Origin of the sequence: Paenibacillus sp. VTT E-133280, assembly GCF_002264385.1 — a bacterium.
In the GTDB taxonomy this organism is placed as follows: Bacteria; Bacillota; Bacilli; order Paenibacillales; family Paenibacillaceae; genus Paenibacillus_AQ; species Paenibacillus_AQ nitricinens.
Genome location: NZ_NFUX01000013.1, coordinates 31,608 through 54,335, shown reverse-complemented (window position 1 = coordinate 54,335; position 22,728 = coordinate 31,608). Strand labels below are relative to the sequence as shown.

19 protein-coding genes are annotated in these 22,728 nt (G+C 45.0%); 1 reads left to right on the top strand and 18 read right to left on the bottom strand.

Going from position 1 to position 22,728, the window contains the following annotated elements; translation table 11 throughout:
* Nucleotides 1-226 precede the first annotated feature (226 nt).
* The 7 genes from cydC to CA600_RS08250 all read right to left on the bottom strand — a co-directional run bounded on the left by cydC (nucleotide 227) and on the right by CA600_RS08250 (nucleotide 8,564).
* Nucleotides 227-1,984 carry a thiol reductant ABC exporter subunit CydC gene (cydC, locus tag CA600_RS08280; RefSeq protein ID WP_094869750.1) on the bottom strand — a complete coding sequence of 586 codons (1,758 nt, stop codon included), beginning with the start codon at nucleotides 1,982-1,984 and terminating at the stop codon, nucleotides 227-229.
* Entirely contained in the window at nucleotides 1,981-3,747 is a 1,767-nt protein-coding gene (gene cydD, locus CA600_RS08275) for a thiol reductant ABC exporter subunit CydD (RefSeq protein ID WP_094869749.1), read from the bottom strand. Before cydD ends, cydC begins: the two co-directional genes overlap by 4 nt.
* Nucleotides 3,747-4,763 (bottom strand): cytochrome d ubiquinol oxidase subunit II, encoded by a 1,017-nt coding sequence (cydB, locus tag CA600_RS08270; protein ID WP_094869748.1) that lies wholly within the window; start codon nucleotides 4,761-4,763, stop codon nucleotides 3,747-3,749. Before cydB ends, cydD begins: the two co-directional genes overlap by 1 nt.
* Nucleotides 4,760-6,154, bottom strand: a complete 1,395-nt coding sequence (locus CA600_RS08265; protein ID WP_076285054.1) for a cytochrome ubiquinol oxidase subunit I — start codon at nucleotides 6,152-6,154, stop codon at nucleotides 4,760-4,762. The genes cydB and CA600_RS08265 overlap by 4 nt, the downstream gene beginning before the upstream one ends.
* Before the next feature lie 222 nt (nucleotides 6,155-6,376).
* Nucleotides 6,377-6,607 carry a cold-shock protein gene (locus tag CA600_RS08260; RefSeq protein WP_042131698.1) on the bottom strand — a complete coding sequence of 77 codons (231 nt, stop codon included), beginning with the start codon at nucleotides 6,605-6,607 and terminating at the stop codon, nucleotides 6,377-6,379.
* A gap of 92 nt (nucleotides 6,608-6,699) precedes the next feature.
* Complete coding sequence (locus tag CA600_RS08255) at nucleotides 6,700-6,900, bottom strand: cold-shock protein (protein ID WP_019914582.1); 201 nt, start codon at nucleotides 6,898-6,900, stop codon at nucleotides 6,700-6,702.
* Nucleotides 6,901-7,319: 419 nt separating this feature from the next.
* The gene (locus tag CA600_RS08250; RefSeq protein ID WP_094869747.1) at nucleotides 7,320-8,564 is read right to left on the bottom strand and encodes a S1C family serine protease; all 1,245 of its coding nucleotides are present in this window, start codon (nucleotides 8,562-8,564) and stop codon (nucleotides 7,320-7,322) included.
* 374 nt (nucleotides 8,565-8,938) lie between these two features.
* Between CA600_RS08250 and CA600_RS08245 the strand changes: the two genes are divergently transcribed.
* The gene (locus tag CA600_RS08245; RefSeq protein ID WP_094869746.1) at nucleotides 8,939-9,148 is read left to right on the top strand and encodes a hypothetical protein; all 210 of its coding nucleotides are present in this window, start codon (nucleotides 8,939-8,941) and stop codon (nucleotides 9,146-9,148) included.
* Here the strand turns inward: CA600_RS08245 and CA600_RS08240 are convergent.
* The 11 genes from CA600_RS08240 to CA600_RS08190 all read right to left on the bottom strand — a co-directional run bounded on the left by CA600_RS08240 (nucleotide 9,114) and on the right by CA600_RS08190 (nucleotide 22,727).
* The gene (locus tag CA600_RS08240) at nucleotides 9,114-9,923 is read right to left on the bottom strand and encodes an MBL fold metallo-hydrolase (protein WP_094869745.1); all 810 of its coding nucleotides are present in this window, start codon (nucleotides 9,921-9,923) and stop codon (nucleotides 9,114-9,116) included. The genes CA600_RS08245 and CA600_RS08240 overlap by 35 nt on opposite strands.
* 14 nt (nucleotides 9,924-9,937) lie before the next feature.
* Entirely contained in the window at nucleotides 9,938-10,678 is a 741-nt protein-coding gene (gene yycI / locus CA600_RS08235; RefSeq protein ID WP_094869744.1) for a two-component system regulatory protein YycI, read from the bottom strand.
* Nucleotides 10,679-10,716: 38 nt separating this feature from the next.
* Nucleotides 10,717-12,009 (bottom strand): YycH family regulatory protein, encoded by a 1,293-nt coding sequence (locus CA600_RS08230; protein WP_094869743.1) that lies wholly within the window; start codon nucleotides 12,007-12,009, stop codon nucleotides 10,717-10,719.
* A complete protein-coding gene (gene walK / locus CA600_RS08225) occupies nucleotides 12,006-13,835 on the bottom strand; it encodes a cell wall metabolism sensor histidine kinase WalK (RefSeq protein ID WP_094869742.1) in 1,830 nt (609 codons plus the stop codon). The genes CA600_RS08230 and walK overlap by 4 nt, the downstream gene beginning before the upstream one ends.
* On the bottom strand, nucleotides 13,835-14,566 hold the full coding sequence (yycF, locus tag CA600_RS08220) for a response regulator YycF (RefSeq protein ID WP_094869741.1): 732 nt from the start codon (nucleotides 14,564-14,566) through the stop codon (nucleotides 13,835-13,837). The genes walK and yycF overlap by 1 nt, the downstream gene beginning before the upstream one ends.
* A 190-nt stretch (nucleotides 14,567-14,756) precedes the next feature.
* Nucleotides 14,757-16,301, bottom strand: coding sequence for a M23 family metallopeptidase (locus CA600_RS08215; RefSeq protein ID WP_094869740.1), 1,545 nt, complete (start codon nucleotides 16,299-16,301; stop codon nucleotides 14,757-14,759).
* A 298-nt stretch (nucleotides 16,302-16,599) separates the two neighbouring features.
* Nucleotides 16,600-17,250 (bottom strand): hypothetical protein, encoded by a 651-nt coding sequence (locus tag CA600_RS08210; RefSeq protein WP_094869739.1) that lies wholly within the window; start codon nucleotides 17,248-17,250, stop codon nucleotides 16,600-16,602.
* Between the two features lie 162 nt (nucleotides 17,251-17,412).
* On the bottom strand, nucleotides 17,413-18,699 hold the full coding sequence (locus tag CA600_RS08205; protein ID WP_060626292.1) for an adenylosuccinate synthase: 1,287 nt from the start codon (nucleotides 18,697-18,699) through the stop codon (nucleotides 17,413-17,415).
* A gap of 209 nt (nucleotides 18,700-18,908) precedes the next feature.
* Nucleotides 18,909-20,276 (bottom strand): replicative DNA helicase, encoded by a 1,368-nt coding sequence (gene dnaB, locus CA600_RS08200; protein ID WP_042131710.1) that lies wholly within the window; start codon nucleotides 20,274-20,276, stop codon nucleotides 18,909-18,911.
* Nucleotide 20,277: 1 nt separating this feature from the next.
* A complete protein-coding gene (gene rplI / locus CA600_RS08195) occupies nucleotides 20,278-20,724 on the bottom strand; it encodes a 50S ribosomal protein L9 (protein ID WP_094869738.1) in 447 nt (148 codons plus the stop codon).
* Nucleotides 20,721-22,727, bottom strand: a complete 2,007-nt coding sequence (locus tag CA600_RS08190; protein ID WP_094869737.1) for a DHH family phosphoesterase — start codon at nucleotides 22,725-22,727, stop codon at nucleotides 20,721-20,723. The genes rplI and CA600_RS08190 overlap by 4 nt, the downstream gene beginning before the upstream one ends.
* Nucleotide 22,728 lies beyond the last annotated feature (1 nt).

The window sequence follows — 22,728 nt, the reverse complement described above, 5'->3', positions numbered from 1 at the left end:
CAAGCATCCCTTTCTGTGCCGCTACGGCCTAATACTCCTTCTATTGTTCTACCATACTTCCCACGAAAAAGGAACTCCTATCTGCCGATTCCAGCGATCTGTTCATCCATTGTCTATATTCTTGCCCTCCTACAAAAAAAGATTCCTCTCACCCCAATGGGCAAAAGGAATCTCTACACGCATACCTCTCTATTTTCTATATCATATTATCTCCAAACTCTCCATCCTACCCTATAAACTCCACCGGACGATCCAGCTCATACAATCTGCGGTAACGTGGTTCTTTTTTCATCAGTTCCGCATGGGTTCCACGCATTTCTACCGAGCCGTTTTCCATAAAAATCACTTCATCCATCTGCTCCGCACCGACCAAATGATGTGTTACCCAGATCAGTGACTTACCTTCCATAACTTCAAACATCGTCTTCAAAAGATCACGCTCCGTCCGCGGGTCCAGCCCTACAGTCGGTTCGTCGAGAATGACGACAGGTGTATTTTGCAGCAAAATACGAGCTAACGCTATCCGCTGGCGCTCCCCACCCGAGAAACGTTGCCCCGCTTCACGGACAAAGGTATCATATCCATCTGGCAACGAGGAGATCAACGTATCCATTTTCGCTAATGCTCCAGCTTCCTTGATCGCTTGTTCGGAAGCCTTCGGATCACCCATACGAATATTGTTCGCTACCGTAGTATCGAATAAGTGGGGGCTCTGATTTAACACCGCAATAATAGAAGGAATATGTTCACCATAAGCCGCAGCAGCGAGACCATTAATCATAACCGAGCCTGCCGAAGGTTCAATAACACCTTGAATCGCCTTCAATAACGTGGATTTACCTGCACCACTGCGGCCAATAATCGCAATCTTTTTGCCTTGTGGAATGTCTAAGCTGAGATCGCGAACCGACCAATTATCTGCTGATCCATAATGGTAACCTACCTTTTCGAGCCTGATGTGAGCACTCTTCATGACCTGAGGTAGAGCATCGACTACAGATACAGATGCTTTTTCAGACACGATGTTCTGCCCATGTCCATCTACACCAGACAACCGCTCCAAGGAGTTACGGTACTGTGGGATCTTCTCCACCGCTTCGGACACTGGCAGAAAGGCATCTGCAACAGGAAAAACAACCAATACGAACGCCGCAATCAATGTACCTGCAATTGCACCATCCGCGAATTCTCCAGCGGCCCAATACAGCATAGAAAGCACGCCAATCCCAATTACCGCTTGCCCAATGAACGTACGAATACGTGCCCAGCTGCGCAGCGCTGCATCGGTTTTGGCTACTTTTCTCTCATCTGCTTCATAAGTATCTACGAACTGGCTTTGCCGTCCACTAATGACCCAGTCACCCATACCAAGTACGGCGTCAGTCAGCTTTTGATAGAGACGATTACGCTCTACTTTCACTTCACGTTGGCGCTTCTGTGTGAACAATAGAGATAAGAACGGCAACACCACAACTAACACCAATATATACAGAGCCATCAATAGCGCAAAGGCGATATCAAAAGTACCCAGTGCAATTACAGCTGCTCCATAAATCAGCAAAGCAATGATGCTTGGAAACACGGTGCGCAGATATACATTTTGCAAATATTCAATGTCATCGGCAAGCATCCCGAGAATATCCCCAGTGCGGAAGCGTGACGACAGGAACAAAGCCTGTGGCTCCAAAATATTGTACAGACGCACACGCATCTTAGATAGAATTCGCAAAATCGTGTCATGCCCAACTAAACGTTCTACATAATGAATGACAGCCCGACTCGTTCCGAACGTACGCACACCTACAATTGGTACATAGATCATTAGAATATTTTCGACGGGTGTAGACGCTTTTGAGATCAGAAATCCTGAAGTATACATTAATGATGAGGCTGTAAAAATCGTCAACGCCCCAAGCACGATAATAAGCACAAAACGCCAAAAATACGACGATACATACGGAGCAAACCATCCTTCACGTTTCAATGGATTCCCTCCAATTGCGACCCGATCAACTCATAATACGCACCCTTGCGGGCAAGCAACTCCTGATGGGTACCGATTTCTGCCACTTTTCCTTGTTTCATTACTACAATCATGTCCATATCAAGCATCCAGTGCAGGCGATGTGTAGCCAGAAAGACCAGCTTTCCTTCAAAAAGAGGCACCATCGTCTCCTTCAGCTCATATTCCGTCTCAATATCCAGATGTGCCGTCGGCTCATCTAATAACATAATCGGACGACTGCTGAGTAAAGCTCGAGCCAACGCAACCCGCTGCTCCTGCCCACCACTGAACGAACGACCTCCCCCGCCGATCATCTCATCCAAGCCATTCGGAAGGGTTGCTGCCAGCTCTGATAATCCGGTAGCTTTCACAGCTGCAGCCACAGCTTCCATAGAAGCTTCAGGGTAATAGAAGCGAATATTATCAGCCAATGTACCACTAAAAATATAAGGGCGCTGCGGGATATACGAGGTCTGCTTTCGCCAAGCCTCATCCGTTAATGCGCTAACCTTTGTACCGTTTACTGTGATACTTCCTGAAGTAGGGTGTAAGAAACCACCCAAGATATCGACTAGTGTAGATTTACCGGCCCCACTCTCTCCGATAATCCCAATTTTACTTGCTCCTTTAAATTGCAGGTTCACCGCTTCCAGCGAAGAAAGACCAGCTTCCTCGTATTTTACACTGACATCATTTAATGTAAGTATGCTATTTTTATGCCAAGTGAATATCTCTTCTGATGTTTTCGATGCTGATTTCAATGCTTGGTCACCATTAGAACCTACTACTTCAGCTTTCACTTCATCCTGATCTATAATACTCTTCATTGCTTCAGCGGCTTCCTTCCCATCCAAAGTAGCATGGAAATCTGAACCTACCAGTCTGACAGGCAGGAAATATTCCGGCGCCAAGATCAGAATGGTTAAGCCCGTAACAAGGGTCATCTGATCGTTCACCAGCCGCAACCCAAGACTTACCGCTACGGAAGCAACCGATAACATTGTAAAGAAGTCCAGAGCAAACGAGGACAAAAAGGCTACTCGCAGGGTTCGCATCGTCGCCGAGCGATATCGATCGCTGACCGTAGCAATACTCTTGCTATGACTACGACTGCGGCCCAGAAATTTCAGCGTCTCTAGCCCACGGAGGGAATCCACAAAATGATTAGACAATGTGCGATAAGATTTCAGCTGACGGTCCATCTGCTTGCGAGCGGTCATCCCGATCAAAATCATAAAAACAATAATAATTGGCATGGTAATCGTAAGAATAATCCCACTCGCAGTATCCATCTTGTAGATATAAATAAGCACCAAAATCGGTGTAATTGACATCCCTACCATTCTAGGGATAATCGCTTCCAGATATGTGCGGAACTTTGTTACGCCTTCCAGCACAAGTGTAACAAGATCCCCGGTTCCACGCCCGCCCACCATTCTGGGTCCGAGCTGGAAGAGCTTATCCATCATTTCCCTCCGCATATTGCTGCCCGTTGCTTCCGCAAAGCGGTAAGAGATACGGCTCATCAGCATGGCGCAAGCATGGCGCACTAGAAATGCAAGAAGGAACAATAGCGAAGTAGCCCATTGTTCCTTCAGAGGTTCTCCCGCAAATAGCGCAGAGATAACTTCTGCCAGCCATTTGGCCAGCAGAAGTATGGACAAGCTTTGCACCAGGGTAAGGAGACCAACGATCAGGAAGACCGGCTTAACTCCTTTATACCCAAGCAAATTTTTATCCATCAGTATTCAAGATGCTCCTTCTCGTGAACGCGTTTATGAAAGACAAAGTAACTCCAAATCTGATATCCCAATACGAATGGAAGGATGGTCAGTGCCACAATCGTCATTACCTTTAAAGAGTAATGACCGGAAGCCGCATTGGTGATTGTCAAATTAAAGGCTTGATCTATTGAACTAATCATAACACGTGGGAACAATCCTACAAAGATAGAAGTCACGGACAATGCTATTACCGCTCCTGTCATGCCAAAAGCATAGCCATCCTTCTTCTTTGTCATGAAATAACCCGATAATATGAATGCGATAATTCCTAGCGCTACTATAATCATAAGAACTAAACCACGTTGTTCGAAAATATCAGTCATATAATAAGTCATTACCACGAAAGCAAGCAATAAAGCTCCAAGTGGCAAAAGCAATCTTTGCGCCATTTTTCGAGCACGAGCCTGTAGATCACCTACTGTACGCAGGGTAGTAAACATTAGTCCATGTACCAAGCAAAGAAGAACAACAGTCACACCAGCCACTACGGTATACACATTTACGATATCAGTAAAACCTGCGTACATTTGCATATCCCCATCAATCGGCAACCCTTTGATGAAGCTGGCGAACACCACAGCAAGGAGGAACGGTGGGAGGAAGCTGCCGAAAAAGATGCACACATCCCAAGTTTTTTTCCAAGCTACAGAATCCCGTTTGCCTCTGAATTCAAAAGCAACACCACGTGCAATCAAAGCTAATAAAGCAAAGACAAAGGGAATATAGAATCCACTAAACAATGTTGCATACCACTCAGGGAAAGCCGCAAACATTGCACCCGCAGCAGTAATTAGCCATACCTCATTTCCATCCCAGAAGGGTCCGATCGAGTTAATCAAAATCCGGCGCTCTGTATCATTTTTAGCCAGAATTTGTGTTTCCATCCCTACGCCGAAATCGAAACCCTCCAGGAAGAAGAACCCTATAAACAGAACTGCAATGAGCACAAACCACAATTCATTAAGAGAAATCATTGGGCGCCCTCCTCGTTATATGGATCATGCGAATCCCCGTGATCGTTATCCATCGCATAAGGACCTTTTTTAATCACTTTCATAAACAAACCAATCAGAACTAATCCGAGAATGGCGTAAATCGCTGTAAAAGAAATAACAGAGAATAGAACCTGACCACTCGTAATATTAGGTGACACACTGTCTTCCGTTGTCATCAGTCCGAATACCGTCCATGGCTGACGCCCGAATTCGGTCATGACCCACCCCGCTGTATTTGCGATTGGAGGAAGCAATAGTCCCCATAACATAAACCGCATAAACCAAGTGTTAGGACGGTCCATCTTTTTGCGCCACATTAAATACATTGCGTACATACCCAGTACAATCATTAACGTTCCTGCTAGAACCATGATCCGGAAACTCCAGAATGTCGTACGTACAGGTGGAATATAGTCACCGGGGCCATAGGTTTGCTCATACTCAGCCTGCAGCTCAAGCATACCTTTAACTTCACCGGAAAATTTACTGTATGAAAGGAAGCTCAGCATGTACGGAATTTGAAATTCACCCGTACTTTCTTGCTTCTCAGGATCAATATTTGCCCATACGGTCCAAGGTGCCGGGTCACCACTCTTACCCCACAGTCCTTCGGAAGCCGCCATCTTCATAGGTTGAGTTTCAACCAAATACTGTGCTTGCGCATGACCTGCCACTGCTACACCAATCGAAGAAATGATCCCTACGATCGCTGCAATTTGAAAAGATTTCTTAAAAAAAGATACATCTTGTTTCTTCAATATCTTGTACGCACTAATCCCCGTTACGAGGAAGGCGCCTGTTGCATACGCAGCAAGAACCGTGTGCGGGAATTCAACCAGCAATTGTCCGTTCGTAATCAGCGCGAAGAAATCATTCATTTCTGCACGTCCATTATTAATCGCAAAACCCACAGGATGCTGCATAAAAGAGTTCGCTGCTAGGATCCAGAAAGCAGATAACATCGTTCCGAATGCTACCAGCCAGATGGACAATAGGTGCACTCTCTTGGACACTTTGTCCCAGCCGAATATCCAGATTCCAATAAAAGTAGACTCCAGAAAAAAGGCTGCCAATGCTTCAACTGCAAGCGGAGCCCCGAAGACATCACCCACAAAACGTGAATAATCAGACCAGTTCATCCCGAACTGAAATTCCTGCAAAATCCCTGTAACTACCCCTACTGCAAAGTTGATGAGAAACAGCTTTCCCCAGAACTGCGCCATTCTTTTGTACTCTTCATTGCCTTTTCTAACGTACATGGTCTCCATAATCGCAATCAAGAGCGCTAGTCCGATTGATACCGGTACAAAGAAATAGTGGAATATTGTCGTCGACGCAAATTGTATACGCGACAGCATTACTGTATCCATATTTTTCCCTTCCTTCTCCCCTTTTCGTTAATTATATTGTGTCAAAAATTTAGACGTCGTTTTGTGATATATGTCACACAAAGGAGTGCTTTTAACGGTAAAATTCAAATGATTTGTGACAAAAATCACAATTTGCCTTAAAAAAGCAAAAAAAATAAGACGGTTTGACCGTCTTGAAGTTGTTCACTGCTCTATAACAAGCTTGACTCATAAAGGCATTGGTTAGGTAATGGAAATACCCTTCTTCAGCGATTTGAGATCGCCATTCGAATTAAGCAATTGTGGTAGCATCTTCGTGCTGCGAACCATTGGAGAGTCACATAGACGGCAAGAAGGCGCATGTTCAAATGCGAAATTATCCCTCATCCATCCGTTGCATCCATCATTGGTACACGCCCAAATCGCGGTATTTTCTTCCGGTATTTCTTCCAAAGGTTTCTTCCGGTAGTTCATTGCCGTTCCTCCCATCCTGTAAGTCAATAGTGACTAACTAGATATAAAAAGACCGTCCCAACTTTCACAAGCTGGGACGGTTTCTTCTATTATTACAGTTTTACAACGTTTTCGGCTTGTGGTCCACGGTTGCCTTGAACAACGTTGAATTCAACGCGTTGGCCTTCGTCCAAAGTTTTGAAGCCGTCGCCAGTGATTGCGCTGAAGTGAACGAATACGTCGCTTCCGCCTTCAACTTCGATAAAACCGAATCCTTTTTCTGCGTTGAACCATTTAACTGTACCTGTTTGCATGTGTGTTACCTCCACAAATTTAAATTAATATGTTCTTTTTATCTTCAAACAAAGAAAAAATTCACACATTGAAAAAGGTTGTATTACCGAATATAACAGCCCTTTTCAATGCGAAAATTAGGGACTAAATGTATGATTGATATCATATTACCACACCTGATTAGCAAAGGCAAGCTGGCATCCGTATATATCCGTTTCTACCCTAATAAGTATTACCTTCCAATGTAAGGGTTGCCAGTCAGCCCAAAATTCATTAAATCAGCTTATAACTGCCATATTTATCAAAAATTTAGAAGAAACAGATCCCCGATAGCGATACAGAGTATCGCTATTTCAGGAAGCTCTACCTTCTCAACTGAAGGGGTAGTCCGCTCTACTTGTCATTACTGCTATATCATTATATGCCGACTTCCAGCATATTATTCCTCTGGTTTTTCAAGAAGTTTAACTGTGGCTTGATTGACTTTCCCATTTCGGTAATAGGTAATCTTCAGATCCTCACCAATCTTCGTCTGATTATATAAATACTTGCGAAGGGAAAGCGTAGATGTAATAGGTTGATCATTAAATTTCGTAATCACATCATTGAACTGTATTCCCGCTTCCTGTGCAGGTCCAACAGCATCCAGAACGACAACCCCATCCTTAACATTGTTCGGTAGGTTCAGTTCCTTGCGTTGGTCCTCTGCGAGAGGAACGTAAGGATTGTTTAAATCTACCGAATATACGCCTAAGTAGGAACGAGCAATCCGCCCTTTCTCAGCCAGTTCATTAGCGGTGTCTATCACATGGTTAGCTGGAATAGCAAAACCCAGCCCTTCTACACCTGTATCGGAGATTTTCATCGTGTTAATACCGATCACCTTACCATCCAAATCCACAAGCGCCCCGCCGCTATTGCCTTCATTGATTGCCGCATCGGTCTGAATGACCTCTTGCTCCCAATCATATACGCCGTCCTGATTCAAGGATACGGGAACCTTCCGTTCAGTGTAGCTAACAATACCTGAAGTCAATGTGTCACCAAGTCCTAACGGATTTCCGATGGCAATGACCGTTTCACCTAGACGAAGCTTCGAGGAATCTCCGAGCTCTGCGATTGTATTGATACCCTTGGCGTCAATTGAAAGCACCGCAATGTCACTCACTTTATCCGTTCCAACGAGTGTAGCTTTACGTGTCTCGCCATCTACTGTTACGACTTCAAGATTGCTAGAGTCTTCGATGACATGGTTATTAGTAATGATAAATGCCTTATTATCTACCTTTTTATAAATCACTCCAGAGCCTAATGCTGACTCATCCAGAATGTTCAATTCTTTATTGTCTTCTTTATGATTGATAATACTTACTACTGCAGGACGAACTCTAGCAGCGGCTTGAATGATACGGTCAAACGGATCACTGCTTGGGGCAACCTCCCCAGTTGTTACTACCGACTTCGGGGCAGTTTCGTGACTCATTTGTCCAGTAAGCATACTGAATAAAAACACTGCCACCACAGCACTGATTAAGGAGCAGACGGCGGATATTTGCCAAGTAGCTAAGCCCTTGCGCGATCTTCGCACAGAATGCTTGCGGTTAGCAAATGATCCCTTTGATGCTTCATCCCCTCTGGACCGTGATACTTTAGTTGAATAGAAATCGTCATCAAACAATCCCACCGAAAATCTCCCCCTTCTATTGCCAACCGTTCACAGTATTTAAAACCTGAACCTCTAGCAATCACGTTCCAAGCATATACCTCTGCATCCTTTAGACTCCAACAATCACTAAAAAGTTTCACTTTATCCATTAACCACACAATAGTTTCAGTTAATCGAAAGAATTTTAGAATCTTTCAATATATCTTCTCTACTAGGAATATTTTGTAACTTAAAAGACTACACTAATAGAAAGGTTCCTTAAATTTAGAGTTTGCTTATCACGTCTATAATTGTATCACAGGCAACCGTCAATTCGTGATTTTCCTGAGGTAAAAAGCCTGCGAATTTTTTACAACTCCAGTTCTGCTTATCCTATATAAGGAGGTATAATTATGAATTCTTTTTCCACAAGTATGGATCTGGTCGAGTTTATCGGTAAGCTTGGTGATTTAAAGGATGAACATTACCATATGACCCTTGCCTTCAGTGCAATGATCGAATTGATGATCGATAAAGGCCTGATCTCCCGCCAAGAATTACAACGAAAGACTGCCGAGCTTGATCAGCTTATGACAACTGGCTCAACTTATCCCATGGCGTAGGTTGGTCATAATAGGTATCGCAAAGCTTAAACTCACTATCTTTAAAGAAACAGCCCCGATCCTCCATTGCGCAACGCACCGACATTTTGGCCAAATCCATCATATTATGATCCCGGCTTAAATGCGCTAAATAGGTACGTTTAGTCCGTCCTGTGAGAATTTCACTTAGTGCCGCTCCGGCTGCTTCATTAGAAAGGTGACCCATGTCGCCAAGTATACGTCGTTTCGTATTCCACGGATAACGTCCCATCCTCAGCATTTCAATATCATGATTCGCCTCCAGCACCAATACGTCCGCCTCTGAAATCGCATCTCTTACCTTGTCGCTAACATACCCCAGATCTGTAGCTACACACAGCTTTTCTTTTCCATCATAAAAATTGTAGCCCACTGGCTCCGCCGCATCATGAGAAATTGCAAACGATTCTACACGCATACTGCCAAAATCCCTATGCTGTCCCGATTCCATAATGATTCGGTTATAGTCGGGTATTTTTCCAATGCCTTTTTCAATGGCTCCCCAGGTATTGGTGTTCGCATAAATCGGAAGATCGTATTTACGGGCCATTGCCCCGAGTCCTTTAATATGATCGGAATGCTCGTGTGTGACTAGAATCCCGTCTATCTCATTACCCGTTAGCTCGCGCATGGCCAACAGCTCATCGATCCGCTTGGCACTTAGTCCCGCGTCAATCATAAGTGTTGTCTCCCCGTTCCGTACCACCGTTACATTTCCGGTAGAACCACTGGACAGTACTGTAAATGAAATCCCCATTTTCCTTACTCCTTCTAATCTGTTGTCTTCGGACTGATGATGTCCGCACTTATAGCATCCACATAATAGGCATTGCCGTTCTCCAGCATGAACCGCCACATCGGTGACGCTACCTGACTTTCGGAGTTGAACAACTCACCATAATAACCAAGCTCAATCTCCTTCACTACGGAGTCTGCCGGAAAATATTTTTCAATCAAACTGCTAAGCGCTTGCGATGCCGGCAGTACCTTCTGTTCCTTATCGCTACTGCTTGCCCCTATCTCAATCTTAGGTGAGCGGAAAGCTACAATCTTCTGATCACTATTAATCAACTCTAACCTAACTCGGAATAGCGACCACTGATTCTGAACTAGCGGGTGAAGCACGAACTTCCCAACTTCACTTTCTTGAGAATCAAAACGATAATTTGCGATATCCGGTATTTGACTCTCAAGCGCCTTGCTAAGCTCGGTGAAGGAAGAATAGATCAGCTTGCTATCTATAGGAACATCTAATTTAATGGGTGGTTCATTCTGCTCTTCAGCAGAATATCGATAAGTGATATTAGGAAGCTGCGGGGTAGAAGCCGGAATGGGACACAACACACGAATCCCTTTCTGCTCCATGACCGCCTGGGTTTCTTCGGACAGGGAAGTGAAATCGAGATTGGCACTAACCTGATCGCGCAAATCAATCCACAGCTGATAACATAGCAGCAGATTTAGACCTAAAAAGGCGCAAATTAGTACATTTTTGGCTCTTCCCCAATCCATACCCTTACCTCCTAAATGTTATATGAACAACTTGTACATTAATTTAATGTAAGAACGCTGCCGTCAATAAGTGTAACCTTCCAGACTGGAAGTAGTTGCAGCTTTTCTTCTTTCACTACAGGTACATACGCAGGCGTTAAATCCTTCACTGCCGAAGTTTTGCTAACCGCAGACAATTGACTTTCTAGCTCCACGCCTCCAGATAGCTCTACGATTTTCTTCACTGCTTTACTCTCATCAATATAGATTAACGAGCGTTCGTAAGAGGATACGGTGCCTTGCTGCAATTCCAGATTAATAACACCATACTGCAGCTGCGAATTACTCATGATCGGATAGGAACCATATGGATAGGAGCCATAATATTGTTGAAAAGAGACCTTTCTCTCCTGTCTCCCCTCCTCTGTGGCTTCAAGACGATAGGTTCCATTCCATCCACCATGTTGGTTCACAAATTCCACAGCTTCAAGCGCATCCTTGGCAGGTGTACTGTCTCCGGCTGGAAGCGCGGCAGGATCGCTATAGCTCATCCAATTCCGTTCCTTATCGACCTGAAGACTCCGTTTGCTATCCGTATAAATCTCCGAGCCATTTTTCTCGCGAATATATCTAGTGCTTCCAACATCGAAGAAAAGATTGTTCTGCATCTGTTCTATGGTATACATGCCTGAAGGCATCTCAACCTGAACCAGAGAAATCTTGCTGTCTGGCACATAATAATCACCATCTACGGACTTGTAAGGCGTCCAATTCTTGCCGAAATCCACATGCTGCTGCACGTCTTGCACAGTTAAATCCGCTTTTGCTGCTTCATATATAATGTCGCCTCTCGTGCTGAAGAAAATAGCATGCGCTTTGGAATCATTCTTAATGTTATAGATCCAAATGCGATCGATGCTTTCTCCTTCAAATAGGGAATCAGGTGACAGCTGCATAACCCGCTGAAGTAACGTTACCGGAATGCCGGATCCGAACGAAAGCTCAATCCCCGGATTCTCATTGCGAATCTTATCCCAGTCATAATCCTGTACCGAGTGCCGCTGGAAGCTTTCAAATCCACGCCCTTTTAGCCGATTCATAATCAAGCTATAGAACGTTGAGTCTGGATAAAAAAGCGTATGCTTGTTTTCGCCCATATGGATGATCATTTTATCAGGGTACAGCAGGTTCTCGACCTTTTCCTCCGGTCCCATATTGTCTGTCTTCACATATAGATTCTCGGAGAGTACCGCAGAGTCTGCACCAGGCAAGCGGTAAATCAAATAGTAACTCTCAACAAGGCTTCCCAGCACGAGCAAGGCTAGAATCCATGACTTCAATCTCTCCTTCATGTCTCACTCCCCCTTTGCGCATTCAGAGGTAGCGTAAAGGTTACCTTAGAGCCTTCATTAAGCTCGGATTGCAGGGAAATAGAGCCTCCATGGGCTTTCACAATTTCCCGGGCAATCGAAAGGCCAAGTCCGGTGCCTCCCATATTCCGTGAGCGCGCCTTATCCACCCGATAAAACCGTTCAAAGATCCGCTCGATGTCTTTCTTCGGAATACCAATCCCGGAATCACGTACAGAAATGGAGAGCATTCCATCCTCACTTTTCATGGCTTCCAATTCAATCGTACCGCCTTCTGGCGTATATTTTAATGCATTGGAGACCAAATTCCCCAAGACCTGATCAATTTGATCACGATCGAGCCATGCTGTGCTGACATCCCTACGGACCCTTGTACTAATGTCGATCCGCTTCTGCCGAATCTGAAAAGAAAAGCGGTCTGCTACATCCTCCAGCATCTCTGTAATATCCGTCTGCTGAATTCTGAGAAGTGCCTCCTTGGAATCCAGACGCGAAAGATGCAGTAGATCTGTAACCAGACGAATCATACGCTCGGTTTCGTTACGAATAACCCCAACAAAACGAACCGCTAACTGCGGATCCTCAAGCGCTCCATCATCAAGTGCCTCCACATAGCTCTTAATCGTTGTAAGTGGCGTTCTTAGCTCATGCGAAACGTTCGCAACGAACTCTCGGCGTGATTCCTCCAGGTTCTCTTGCTCAGTTACATCCTGCAGTACAGCAATCGTACCGGCAATGCCGCCTTCACGGCGATGAATCGGAGTAAACGTAACTCTCACGATATTAGAATCTTCTCCACCCATATGTGTCAGATGCAGCATTGCAGACTGGGCATTGCCTTTAGCCAAGGAACCGCTCTGCTCATAATCAAGACCTAGCAATTTATCCAGGGGGGCACCTTCCGGCAACGGACCTTCTGTTCCCAGCATAAGTGCTGCTCGAAGGTTCATAAGAATGACTACACCATTCTCATCCGTGGCTACCACACCGTCGCTCATATTCGTCAGAATAGAGGTAAGCTTCTCTTTCTCTTCCTCATTCTGAGAGAGCGCCTCACGCAATCTGCCGGTCATATAATTGAATGCCTGACTGAGTTGTCCAATTTCATCGTTGCCGAGTACGGGCATTTTTCGATTGAACCGACCCTCAGCAACAGCTGTTGCATGCCTAGTCATTTCTTTAATCGGCTGCGTAATGGTGTGTGCAAGAATAACACATAGGACAACCGTCAGTCCCAAGGCTAACAGCAAACCAGAGATGAATACACTGTTGATCCTGCCCATAGTCGCATATAAATCCTTCATGTCAGCAGCAATATAGATTGCACCTACTACCTTGTCACCGGAAAGTACCGGCTTGGCCACAACCTTTTTTCGAACATTATCATCGGCAATAATATATTCTTCATTATCGCTGATCCCCTGCAAGGCGCGATTGACTACGGTCTGAGTATTGCGCTGTCCGACATAGTCATTTTGCGAGGGCACGGAGGTGGTAATGATTTTGCCGCTGGCATCAAGCACTTGAATTTCAGCCCCGTTAATGTAAAGATTATTAACCATACCGCGCAGACTTTCTACTGCCGTTTCCTCGTCCGCGGTGCCAGCTTCACTGCCAAATTTATCAGCAGTCAGGATGGACAACATCTCCGCACGTGCTTTAAGATCCTTCGTGAAGTTATCCGTTAACGAGTTCTTCATCGAACTGACAAAATAGACTCCAATTAACTGCATAGCTATCAGAATCAGCAGCACATAAATAATAATAAGCTTGGCCTGAATTGTCCGGAAAAAGGACCACCATTTCATCACAATCCTCCGCTTTTAGGGCTATGCATCAAATAGCCAAGTCCGCGCCGAGTATAAATATATTCCGGCTTGCTGGGATTCTCCTCAATTTTCTCTCTTAAACGACGGATCGTCACGTCAACGGTCCGCACATCGCCGAAATACTCGAATCCCCACACGGCCTGCAGTAAATGCTCCCGGGTCATTACCTTACCCGCATGTTTAATCATATAGTAGAGCAACTCATATTCACGATGGGTCAAATCAAGCGGCTCCCCACCCTTATATACCAGATACATATCTGTATCAATAAATAGATCAAAATGGTAAATACCCTGTCTAGTCTCTGCAGGTTCATTCGCCGTTCCCGGCGGTGACGGTTTGTGCTGTCTCCGCATTTGGGCTTTCACTCTGGCGAGTAGCTCACGTGTACTAAAAGGTTTGGTCACATAGTCATCCGCACCAAGCTCTAGACCAAGCACCTTATCAATCTCTCCGTCTTTGGCAGTAAGCATAATGATAGGAATATCCAAATGTGCAGAACGAACCTCACGACAAACATCCATCCCGTCCTTACCAGGCAGCATAAGATCAAGCAGCATTAGATCAGGCTTTTTGGACAATGCCAATTCTACTGCACTGTTACCATCAAAAGCACAAATAACCTCGTAGCCTTCTTTTTCTAGATTAAACTTCAATATATCAGCAATAGGCTGTTCATCGTCTACTACCAGAATCGTTCCCATCTGCATGTCTCAGCTTCACCTTCCTATCCCTACTTAAAGATCATTCCTTTATTTTAACATACCTGTCTTAACGTCACATCCTACGAAATAAGGAATCGGCTTCCCCAGCAAAATGAAACAGCTATATCGTCATTCCTATATTTTAAAAAAATAAAACCGCTCGAGTTTAATCGAGCAGTTGAGGTTAATGTATGAATTATCGCAAATACTTCATTGGATTTACTGCAGTGCCATTCTTCCGAATCTCAAAATGCAGATGTGTTCCTGTCGAGCGTCCAGTATTGCCCATTACACCAATTTTGGCGCCTTGCTCCAAACGCTGTCCAGTAGAAACGGAGATGCTGTTTAAGTGGCCATAATAGGTTTCGTATCCGTTACGGTGATCCACAATAACCACATTTCCATATCCACTCTTCACACCAGCAAAGATTACAGTTCCGGCATCAGAGGCTTTAATGTTCCGGTTGCCAGATACCATATCTAGACCCTTATGAGCACGGCTCCAGCGCTCACCGAAACTACTAGTAAGGGTTGCTCCGCTTACTGGCCAACTGAACATGCCTGTTCCTTCACCAACTACCTTTGTACCCCGATAAACCACTTCAGGAAGAGAAGATTTAATAACGGTCTGACCCAACCACTCTTCTTGTACGACCATTCCGTTTTTCTTTGTTAACCGGTACTGCATTTCTTTAAGGCCCGTTTGTCCTGGACGAACGACCTTACTTTTGCCTGCTGGTAACTGGTCGCTCTTCCGTACGATCACTTCAGGCTCAGTAACCACCTGCTCTGACACTTGCTCTACAGTAACAACTGTAACATCTGGCTGTGGTACCTTCAGCTTCAGTGTATCTCCAATCTTCAACGTTAGCTCTTTCACATCCGGGTTGTTACTGTAGACCTCTTTTTGTGTAATTTCAAACCGTTTAGCAATCCCCGAAATCGTATCGCCCTCTTGAACGGTATAAAGAAGTGGCGCTTCTTTACCCTCGGTAAGTGTCTTGACTGCTTCCTCCACATCCAACACTTTGTTAGGATCTGTCTTCACAGGAACAATAGAGACCTCTTCACTAATCTTAACGGACTCCACTTGTTTGGCAGCTTTCGCTTTCGCAGCGCTTGAGCTTGAGGCAGCCGTTCTTGTGAGCTTACTCGCTGTTGCTACTTCAGTTTGTGGAACATAATGATTCTTGACCTCTTCGAGTACCGCATTTGCGGTCTCTTGATCCTTAACAATGCCAACGGCTTTGCCATCTACCATTAATTCCACACCTACAGCATAGGCCTTCAGCATACCATCTAATTTATTAAGCGTTGCTTCACTATCAACTTCCGGCTTGTACGCTTTCTCCTGTTTAATTGTAATGCCTTCTGTCTGAAGCACCATCGTTGAAGCCGGATACTTATCCTGATATTCCTGTTGCTTCTTATCATACAGCTGGTTAAGCTGTGCCTGATCGTTAAGCTTCCCGATCTCCTTCCCCTTCACCAATACTTGGTAGTAGGTTTCGGTATTGGCTGCTACATACTTTTTCTCTGCACCGATTAACACAGTGGTTAGAAGTACCATGCCAACAGCTCCCAAGATCCAAGAGCGCCGGAATCTACGAGTCCCTTTTTCTTGATGAAAGTGTGTGGAGTCGTGATCGAAATTGTGGCTCTGCTGAACATCTGCTCCGGATTCTGCTGTGTCAATATCCCGCAGTTTCCCCATCCGGCGCATGAACTTAAATCCCTTCATGAAACTCTCCCTTTCAGTCCGCTCTGTCATCTGATATGAACGGCCAAGCTAGTTGTACGATCTCGATTATATAGATTACGACCATGAATGTTTCTGCTTATCCTAGTTCTAAATTCCTGCTTCTAATGGACCCTCAAAAAGGTTACAAAAAATTAACCCTTTGACATCCTTGTCTAATGTACCATAGCTGAGCAAAAAATTTCAACTTTGTATACATAAAAAAACCCACGAAATACGCGGGTTTTTTGCGCAAATATGAAAATTTAGCCTTTTTCTTGTGTCTATAAATTGACAATTACTATGGTTGCTGTAGAGTTCCTGTAGTTGGTGTAAGCATTTTCATTATACTCTCGTATTCATCAGGATCAACATATTTGGCAATGACTTGTTGCAGCTCCTTAACCTCATCCTCCGTTAATCCATCCTCCATAGCTGTGGAAATTTTTTGCATCTCATCCTGCGGTAGCTTGGACATCAAGATATTGAATATATTTACCTTCTCCGCCGAAGGAAGATTATCTTTTAAGTCACCTATTGCCTCAGGTGTCATTACCAATTTTTGGTCCTCGGAACTCCCGCTGTGGCTTTCGTTTGTAGAAGACTCATTTGAGGCTTGGCCCATAACCGGTAAAGCATCCTCGGGTGCTTTTTCCTCCACCGGCTCCCCTTTTTCAGGTGTATCCTTACTGTTATCTTTATCCTTGTTTACCGTGCTGCCTGTTGTCGTCGCTTCTTTATTTACTTTATTGGTATCCGATTGGCTATCCATGCCAATAATACTCTTGACCATCCCGCCTAAACCTGGGCCTGGACTATCCACTTTAATATCGAAGCTTGCCAGCACCGACTGAATATAAGCATTTACAACCACGCCTGTAGTTAGAATTGAAAGTGTACTTGCGAGTACTACAATTAGACATACTCCCAGTGCACGCTTCACGATCTTCATTTCTTCTCTCCTCTCACCTATGTCCAAGTCTATCTGGTATATTTTTTCCATGTTTTTCTATAGTTCCAGTATTGACTAGAACCGGCTTCGGGAAACATACGCATAAAAGTAAACATAAAAAAGAGACCTCTCGCGAGGTCCCTTATAAATGACTAAATTTATTTAAATATAAATTGGCGTTACTTGATTCGTCTGCTCACGGTTACGGCCTACTGAGAAGATGGCGATCGGAATCCCTGTAAGCTCAGACACACGTTCAACATATCTGCGTGTATTTGCTGGCAGATCGTCCAATGTTTTTGCCGAAGTAATATCTTCGCTCCAACCTGGAAGCTCCTCATATACCGCTTCACACTCTGCCAGCATCTTAAGGCTAGCTGGGTAATGCGTGATTACTTCACCACGGTATTTGTAGCCTGTGCAGATCTTCACAGTCTCAAGTCCGCTCAGCACATCCAGCGAGTTAAGAGACAAGCCTGTGATTCCACTTACACGACGAGCGTGACTTACAACAACACTGTCGAACCAACCTACACGACGAGCACGTCCTGTAACTGTGCCATATTCATGACCTGTTTCACGGATATAATCACCCGTTGCATCATTCAGTTCTGTAGGGAACGGGCCATCTCCAACACGAGTAGTGTAGGCTTTAGCAACCCCGATAACCTGTTTAATCTTAGAAGGTCCAACACCAGAACCTATGCATACGCCACCTGCAGAAGGGTTAGAAGAAGTAACAAACGGATACGTACCTTGATCGATATCAAGCATTACCCCTTGTGCACCTTCAAACAATACTTTGCGGTCTGCATCAATAGCTTCATTAAGAATGACCGACGTATCTGTCACATAATTACGCAGCACTTCCGCATATTCCAGGTACTGAGTCAGAATCTCTTCAACGTCAAGAGCTTCCGCGCCATATACTTGAGTAATCACTTGGTTCTTCTCTTCCATCAAGTGACGAAGTCTCAATTCGAATTCCTCAGCGTCCATCAGGTCAGCAATACGGATACCGTTACGTGCAGCCTTATCCATGTAACATGGACCGATACCTTTGCGTGTTGTACCAATCTTGTTCGGACCCTTGCGGTCTTCTTCCAGAGCATCCAGTACCATGTGATAAGGCATAATAACATGAGCACGATCGCTGATCACTAAGTTCTTAGTGTCAAAACCGTTCTCGTGAATATAATTAATTTCTTGGATCAAGGCAGCTGGATTAATAACCATCCCGTTACCAATCACACAAGTCTTTTCTTTATAAAATACACCAGAAGGGATTAAGCTGAGCTTAAACTTCTCACCGTCAATCAGAATCGTGTGACCGGCATTATTGCCCCCTTGATAACGGGCAACCACATCTGCACTTTCCGCTAGAAAGTCAGTGATTTTCCCTTTACCTTCGTCTCCCCATTGTGTTCCCACGACGACTACCGTTGACATGTTCATTCCTCCGTAGGTGCTAGCCAGCACCATTATTTTTCATAATATGGGCCCTGTACGTCATTCTTATGTACGTAGCCCTCCGGACTCCAAGCGGATTTACCCACTAAAGGACAATACTCAGTGTAACAGCCGTTTTTTTCAAAGTCAAATAAAACGAACGATTACACAAAGAAATGTGCAATCGTTCGGATATCATACATGACAGGTTACCCAGCAAATGGTTCTGCATGTGCTCGCTCGTAGTTAACGAACTTGTTGAAATTTTTGAGGAAGACAAGCTCTACTGTCCCAACGGGACCATTACGCTGTTTAGCTATAATAATTTCAATAATATTTTTCTTCTCAGTGTCCTGATTGTAATAGTCGTCACGATACAGGAACGCAACAATGTCGGCATCCTGCTCGATAGAACCGGATTCACGCAAGTCACTCATCATCGGTCGTTTATCCTGACGCTGCTCCACACCCCGGCTAAGCTGCGACAGGGCGATAACCGGCACGTCCAATTCGCGGGCAATCTGCTTCAGTGTACGGGATATATCCGATACTTCCTGCTGACGGTTTTCCCCGCCTTTACCGCGGCCCTGAATGAGCTGCAAGTAGTCAATGACAATCATCCCCAGGCCCTTTTCCTTCTTGAGCCTCCGGCATTTTGCACGAATATCCGTTACAGTAATCCCTGCTGTATCATCGATATAAATCTCCGCCTCCGATAGGGACTGAATGCCCATAGTCAGCTTCGACCAATCATCATCACTCTTGAAGTCACCGGTACGCATAGTATTCGCATCCAGATTAGCTTCGGCACAAATCATCCGCTGTACTAGCTGCGGCGCAGACATTTCCAGACTAAATATGGCAACCGTCTCTTTGGCACGTACGGCCACATTCTGAGCAATATTTAGCGCGAATGCTGTCTTACCTACAGAAGGTCGGGCTGCAACAATGATCAAATCATTGCGCTGGAATCCATTAGTCATATGGTCTAAATCCACAAATCCCGTTGGAATACCTGACATGCCGCCCTTATCTTTATTCTGATGAAGGAGTTCAACCTTATCAAATACTTCCATCAATACATCGCGGATTGCGATAAATCCACTGCCGCTGCGCCGGTTAGAGATTTCAAGAATTCGCCGTTCTGCATCACTCAGCATATCGGCTACATCTTCGCCACCGGTGTAACCCTCGCTTACGATCTGCGTCGCTGTACGAATCAAACGCCGTAGCATAGCCTTTTCTTCAATAATCTGCGCGTAGTATTCTACGTTAGCCGCAGTAGGCACAGCATGCGCCAGCTTAGCTAGGTAGCTAACACCACCAATATCTTCGAGTTCTCCCTTGTCCTGCAGTCTAGAAGTAAGCGTAACAAGATCAATCGGCTGGCTCTCTTCTCCGAGCTGCACCATCGCCTCAAAAATCATTTGATGCGCTTTATCGTAGAAGTCTTCGGTATTCACCCGTTCCATTGCAGTAATGAGCGCTTCATCCTGCAACAGAACAGCACCAATTACCGCTTGCTCCGCCTCAAGATTCTGCGGGGGAACCCGATCGAAAAAGAGATCTCCACCCATGTTACTCCTCCGTTACCTGAACCTTAAGGGTAGCCTTTACTTCAGTGTGTAGTTTTATACTTACTTGAAATACTCCCAAATGACGAATCGGCTCTCCTAGCTCAATCTTGCGCTTATCAATGGAAATGCTTTGCGTGGCAGCTAGCGTTTCAGCAATTTGTTTGCTCGTGATTGCGCCGAATAGACGGCCGCCTTCACCTGCTTTTGCTTTCATAGTCAAGGTAAGCTCATCTATCTTCTTGCCCAGTTGCTGAGCTTCTTCTTTTTCGTTATCTTTACGGCGTTGTTCAGCAGCTGCTTGATTCTCAAGCGTCTTCACATTACCTTCCGTTGCCGGACGAACTAATCCACGTGGTAATAGGAAGTTCGAAGCATAACCTTCGGATACCTCTTTAACCTGACCTTTTTTACCTTGACCCTTAACATCTTTTATGAAAATGACCTTCATTCGAATAAACCCTCTTTCGATTCGATTTCAGCCAGCACCTGCAGCAGTCTGGCTTCTGCTTCTTTACATGTTCCTTCTAGCTGTACGGCGGCGTTCGATAGATGCCCACCGCCACCCATTTTTTCCATCACGACCTGTACGTTCATACGCCCAAGTGATCGAGCACTAATGCTTATCAGGCCGTCTGGTCGCTCGCTAATGACAAATGAAGCAACTACGTTTGTCATCCCAAGTAATGTATCCGCAGTCTGAGCGATAAGTAGCTGTGGAATCTTCATACCTGGTGCCGTAACGACTAATGCGATTTGATCATAAATCATACGCGCATGTTTGATAATCTCGGCTTTTGAAATATACTCCTGTAAATCCTCCTTCAGCATACGCTGAATAAGAACGGTATCCGCACCATTTCGGCGCAGAAACCCTGCAGCTTCAAATGTACGTGAGCCTGTATGCAGTGCAAAGTGCTTCGTATCTACAGTAATTCCCGCTAAAAGCATTGTAGCATCCAATGGACTAATCTTTACCTTCTCATGGATATATTGAAGCAACTCTGTCACCAGCTCACAGGTTGATGAAGCATAAGGCTCTAAATAGACAAGTACAGCATCGTTGATGAACTCTTCACCTCTACGGTGATGATCCACCACCACGATTCTACTCGCATATTGCACAAGCCGCGGTTCCATTGTCATAGACGCCTTATGGGTGTCCACAACAATAAGCAGTGTATGCTCCGTCATCACTTGTAAAGACTGCTCCGTTGTGATGAATGACTTATACAATTCATCATCTTTCCGAATCTGCTCCATCATGTTCGTTATGGAAGGATTAGGCGTCTCCATCACAATGCTAGCCTCTACATTATACATCTGTGCGGCTCTCAGAAGGCCTATCGCAGCACCAACAGCATCGATATCTGGTGTCCGGTGACCGAGGATCAGCACACGGTCGCTCTCCTGCATTAAATCACGCAGCGCATGCGCAATGACTCGTGCCCGCACTCGTGTACGCTTCTCCGCTGCATTACTCTTTCCACCGTAAAAAGACAACCTCTGACCTGCTTTTACCGCAGCCTGATCTCCACCTCGGCCGAGCGCCATGTCCAAACTGGATTGTGCTAAGGCACCTAGCTCGCTTGCAGAGTCCGCTCCAAAAGCCATGCCAATACTCAGTGTCATTGGCACTTTAAGGTCGGCCGTCATTTCCCTAATCTCATCAAGAATAACGAAACGACTTTCTTCCAGAGCTTGCAGACTGCGATGATTAAGTAGCATTAGATACCGCTCAGACGACAGACGCCGCAGGTAAACTTCAAACTGTTTACTCCATTCGGTGATCTCACTTGCTACCTTAGCGATCAGAGAAGTGCGCTGTTGATCATCCATTCCTTGAGCAGATTCATCTAGATTATCCATCATCACTATGCCAATCGCCAGCTTCTCATCCTCATAACGTTCCCGTAGCACCACAAGCTCAGTGATGTCATACATGTAAAGAATACGTTCACTTGGAATAATGACGGCTTGATAAAATCGTTCATCCACAGTGAGCTCAAGGCGAGTGTCATGCAGTACGCCTTCTTTGTGGACATCCCGTTTTCCCGAGACATTTGTCGTAAAAAAAGACTGCATATCCGGCAGCAATTCCAGTAGCGGTTCTCCCACTAAAGACTTGCGCGCAAAAATATCACCCGCGTAGCGGTTATTCCATTCTACCGTTCGATCTTCGCTAAACAGAATGATACCGAGGGGCAGCATACTCACTGCTTCTCCCTCCACTCGCTTAATACGAAAAGTTAATCCATTAATATATTCCACCAGATTGCGGCGGAACGAAATCTCCGTCTTTAGCATATAGAAGCATAATGTACCTGCCAGAAACAGGCTGACGACCCCAAGAGCCCAGTTATAAATACTAACAATTATAATAAGGGCCAACAGCAGCATGAACGCCCATACGGTATGATAGCCGTGCCAGCGTCTTTGCAGAAATTTAGGCATG

What these genes read in the sequence shown, in the direction of transcription:
- cydD (WP_094869749.1), bottom strand. Translation starts at nt 3,747, where the DNA reads ATGGATAAAAATTTGCTTGGGTATAAAGGAGTTAAGCCGGTCTTCCTG.
- cydB (WP_094869748.1), bottom strand. Translation starts at nt 4,763, where the DNA reads ATGATTTCTCTTAATGAATTGTGGTTTGTGCTCATTGCAGTTCTGTTT.
- CA600_RS08265 (WP_076285054.1), bottom strand. Translation starts at nt 6,154, where the DNA reads ATGGATACAGTAATGCTGTCGCGTATACAATTTGCGTCGACGACAATA.
- CA600_RS08260 (WP_042131698.1), bottom strand. Translation starts at nt 6,607, where the DNA reads ATGAACTACCGGAAGAAACCTTTGGAAGAAATACCGGAAGAAAATACC.
- CA600_RS08255 (WP_019914582.1), bottom strand. Translation starts at nt 6,900, where the DNA reads ATGCAAACAGGTACAGTTAAATGGTTCAACGCAGAAAAAGGATTCGGT.
- CA600_RS08245 (WP_094869746.1), top strand. Translation starts at nt 8,939, where the DNA reads ATGAATTCTTTTTCCACAAGTATGGATCTGGTCGAGTTTATCGGTAAG.
- CA600_RS08240 (WP_094869745.1), bottom strand. Translation starts at nt 9,923, where the DNA reads ATGGGGATTTCATTTACAGTACTGTCCAGTGGTTCTACCGGAAATGTA.
- yycI (WP_094869744.1), bottom strand. Translation starts at nt 10,678, where the DNA reads ATGGATTGGGGAAGAGCCAAAAATGTACTAATTTGCGCCTTTTTAGGT.
- CA600_RS08230 (WP_094869743.1), bottom strand. Translation starts at nt 12,009, where the DNA reads ATGAAGGAGAGATTGAAGTCATGGATTCTAGCCTTGCTCGTGCTGGGA.
- walK (WP_094869742.1), bottom strand. Translation starts at nt 13,835, where the DNA reads ATGAAATGGTGGTCCTTTTTCCGGACAATTCAGGCCAAGCTTATTATT.
- yycF (WP_094869741.1), bottom strand. Translation starts at nt 14,566, where the DNA reads ATGCAGATGGGAACGATTCTGGTAGTAGACGATGAACAGCCTATTGCT.
- CA600_RS08215 (WP_094869740.1), bottom strand. Translation starts at nt 16,301, where the DNA reads ATGAAGGGATTTAAGTTCATGCGCCGGATGGGGAAACTGCGGGATATT.
- CA600_RS08210 (WP_094869739.1), bottom strand. Translation starts at nt 17,250, where the DNA reads ATGAAGATCGTGAAGCGTGCACTGGGAGTATGTCTAATTGTAGTACTC.
- CA600_RS08205 (WP_060626292.1), bottom strand. Translation starts at nt 18,699, where the DNA reads ATGTCAACGGTAGTCGTCGTGGGAACACAATGGGGAGACGAAGGTAAA.
- dnaB (WP_042131710.1), bottom strand. Translation starts at nt 20,276, where the DNA reads ATGGGTGGAGATCTCTTTTTCGATCGGGTTCCCCCGCAGAATCTTGAG.
- rplI (WP_094869738.1), bottom strand. Translation starts at nt 20,724, where the DNA reads ATGAAGGTCATTTTCATAAAAGATGTTAAGGGTCAAGGTAAAAAAGGT.
- CA600_RS08190 (WP_094869737.1), bottom strand. Translation starts at nt 22,727, where the DNA reads ATGCCTAAATTTCTGCAAAGACGCTGGCACGGCTATCATACCGTATGG.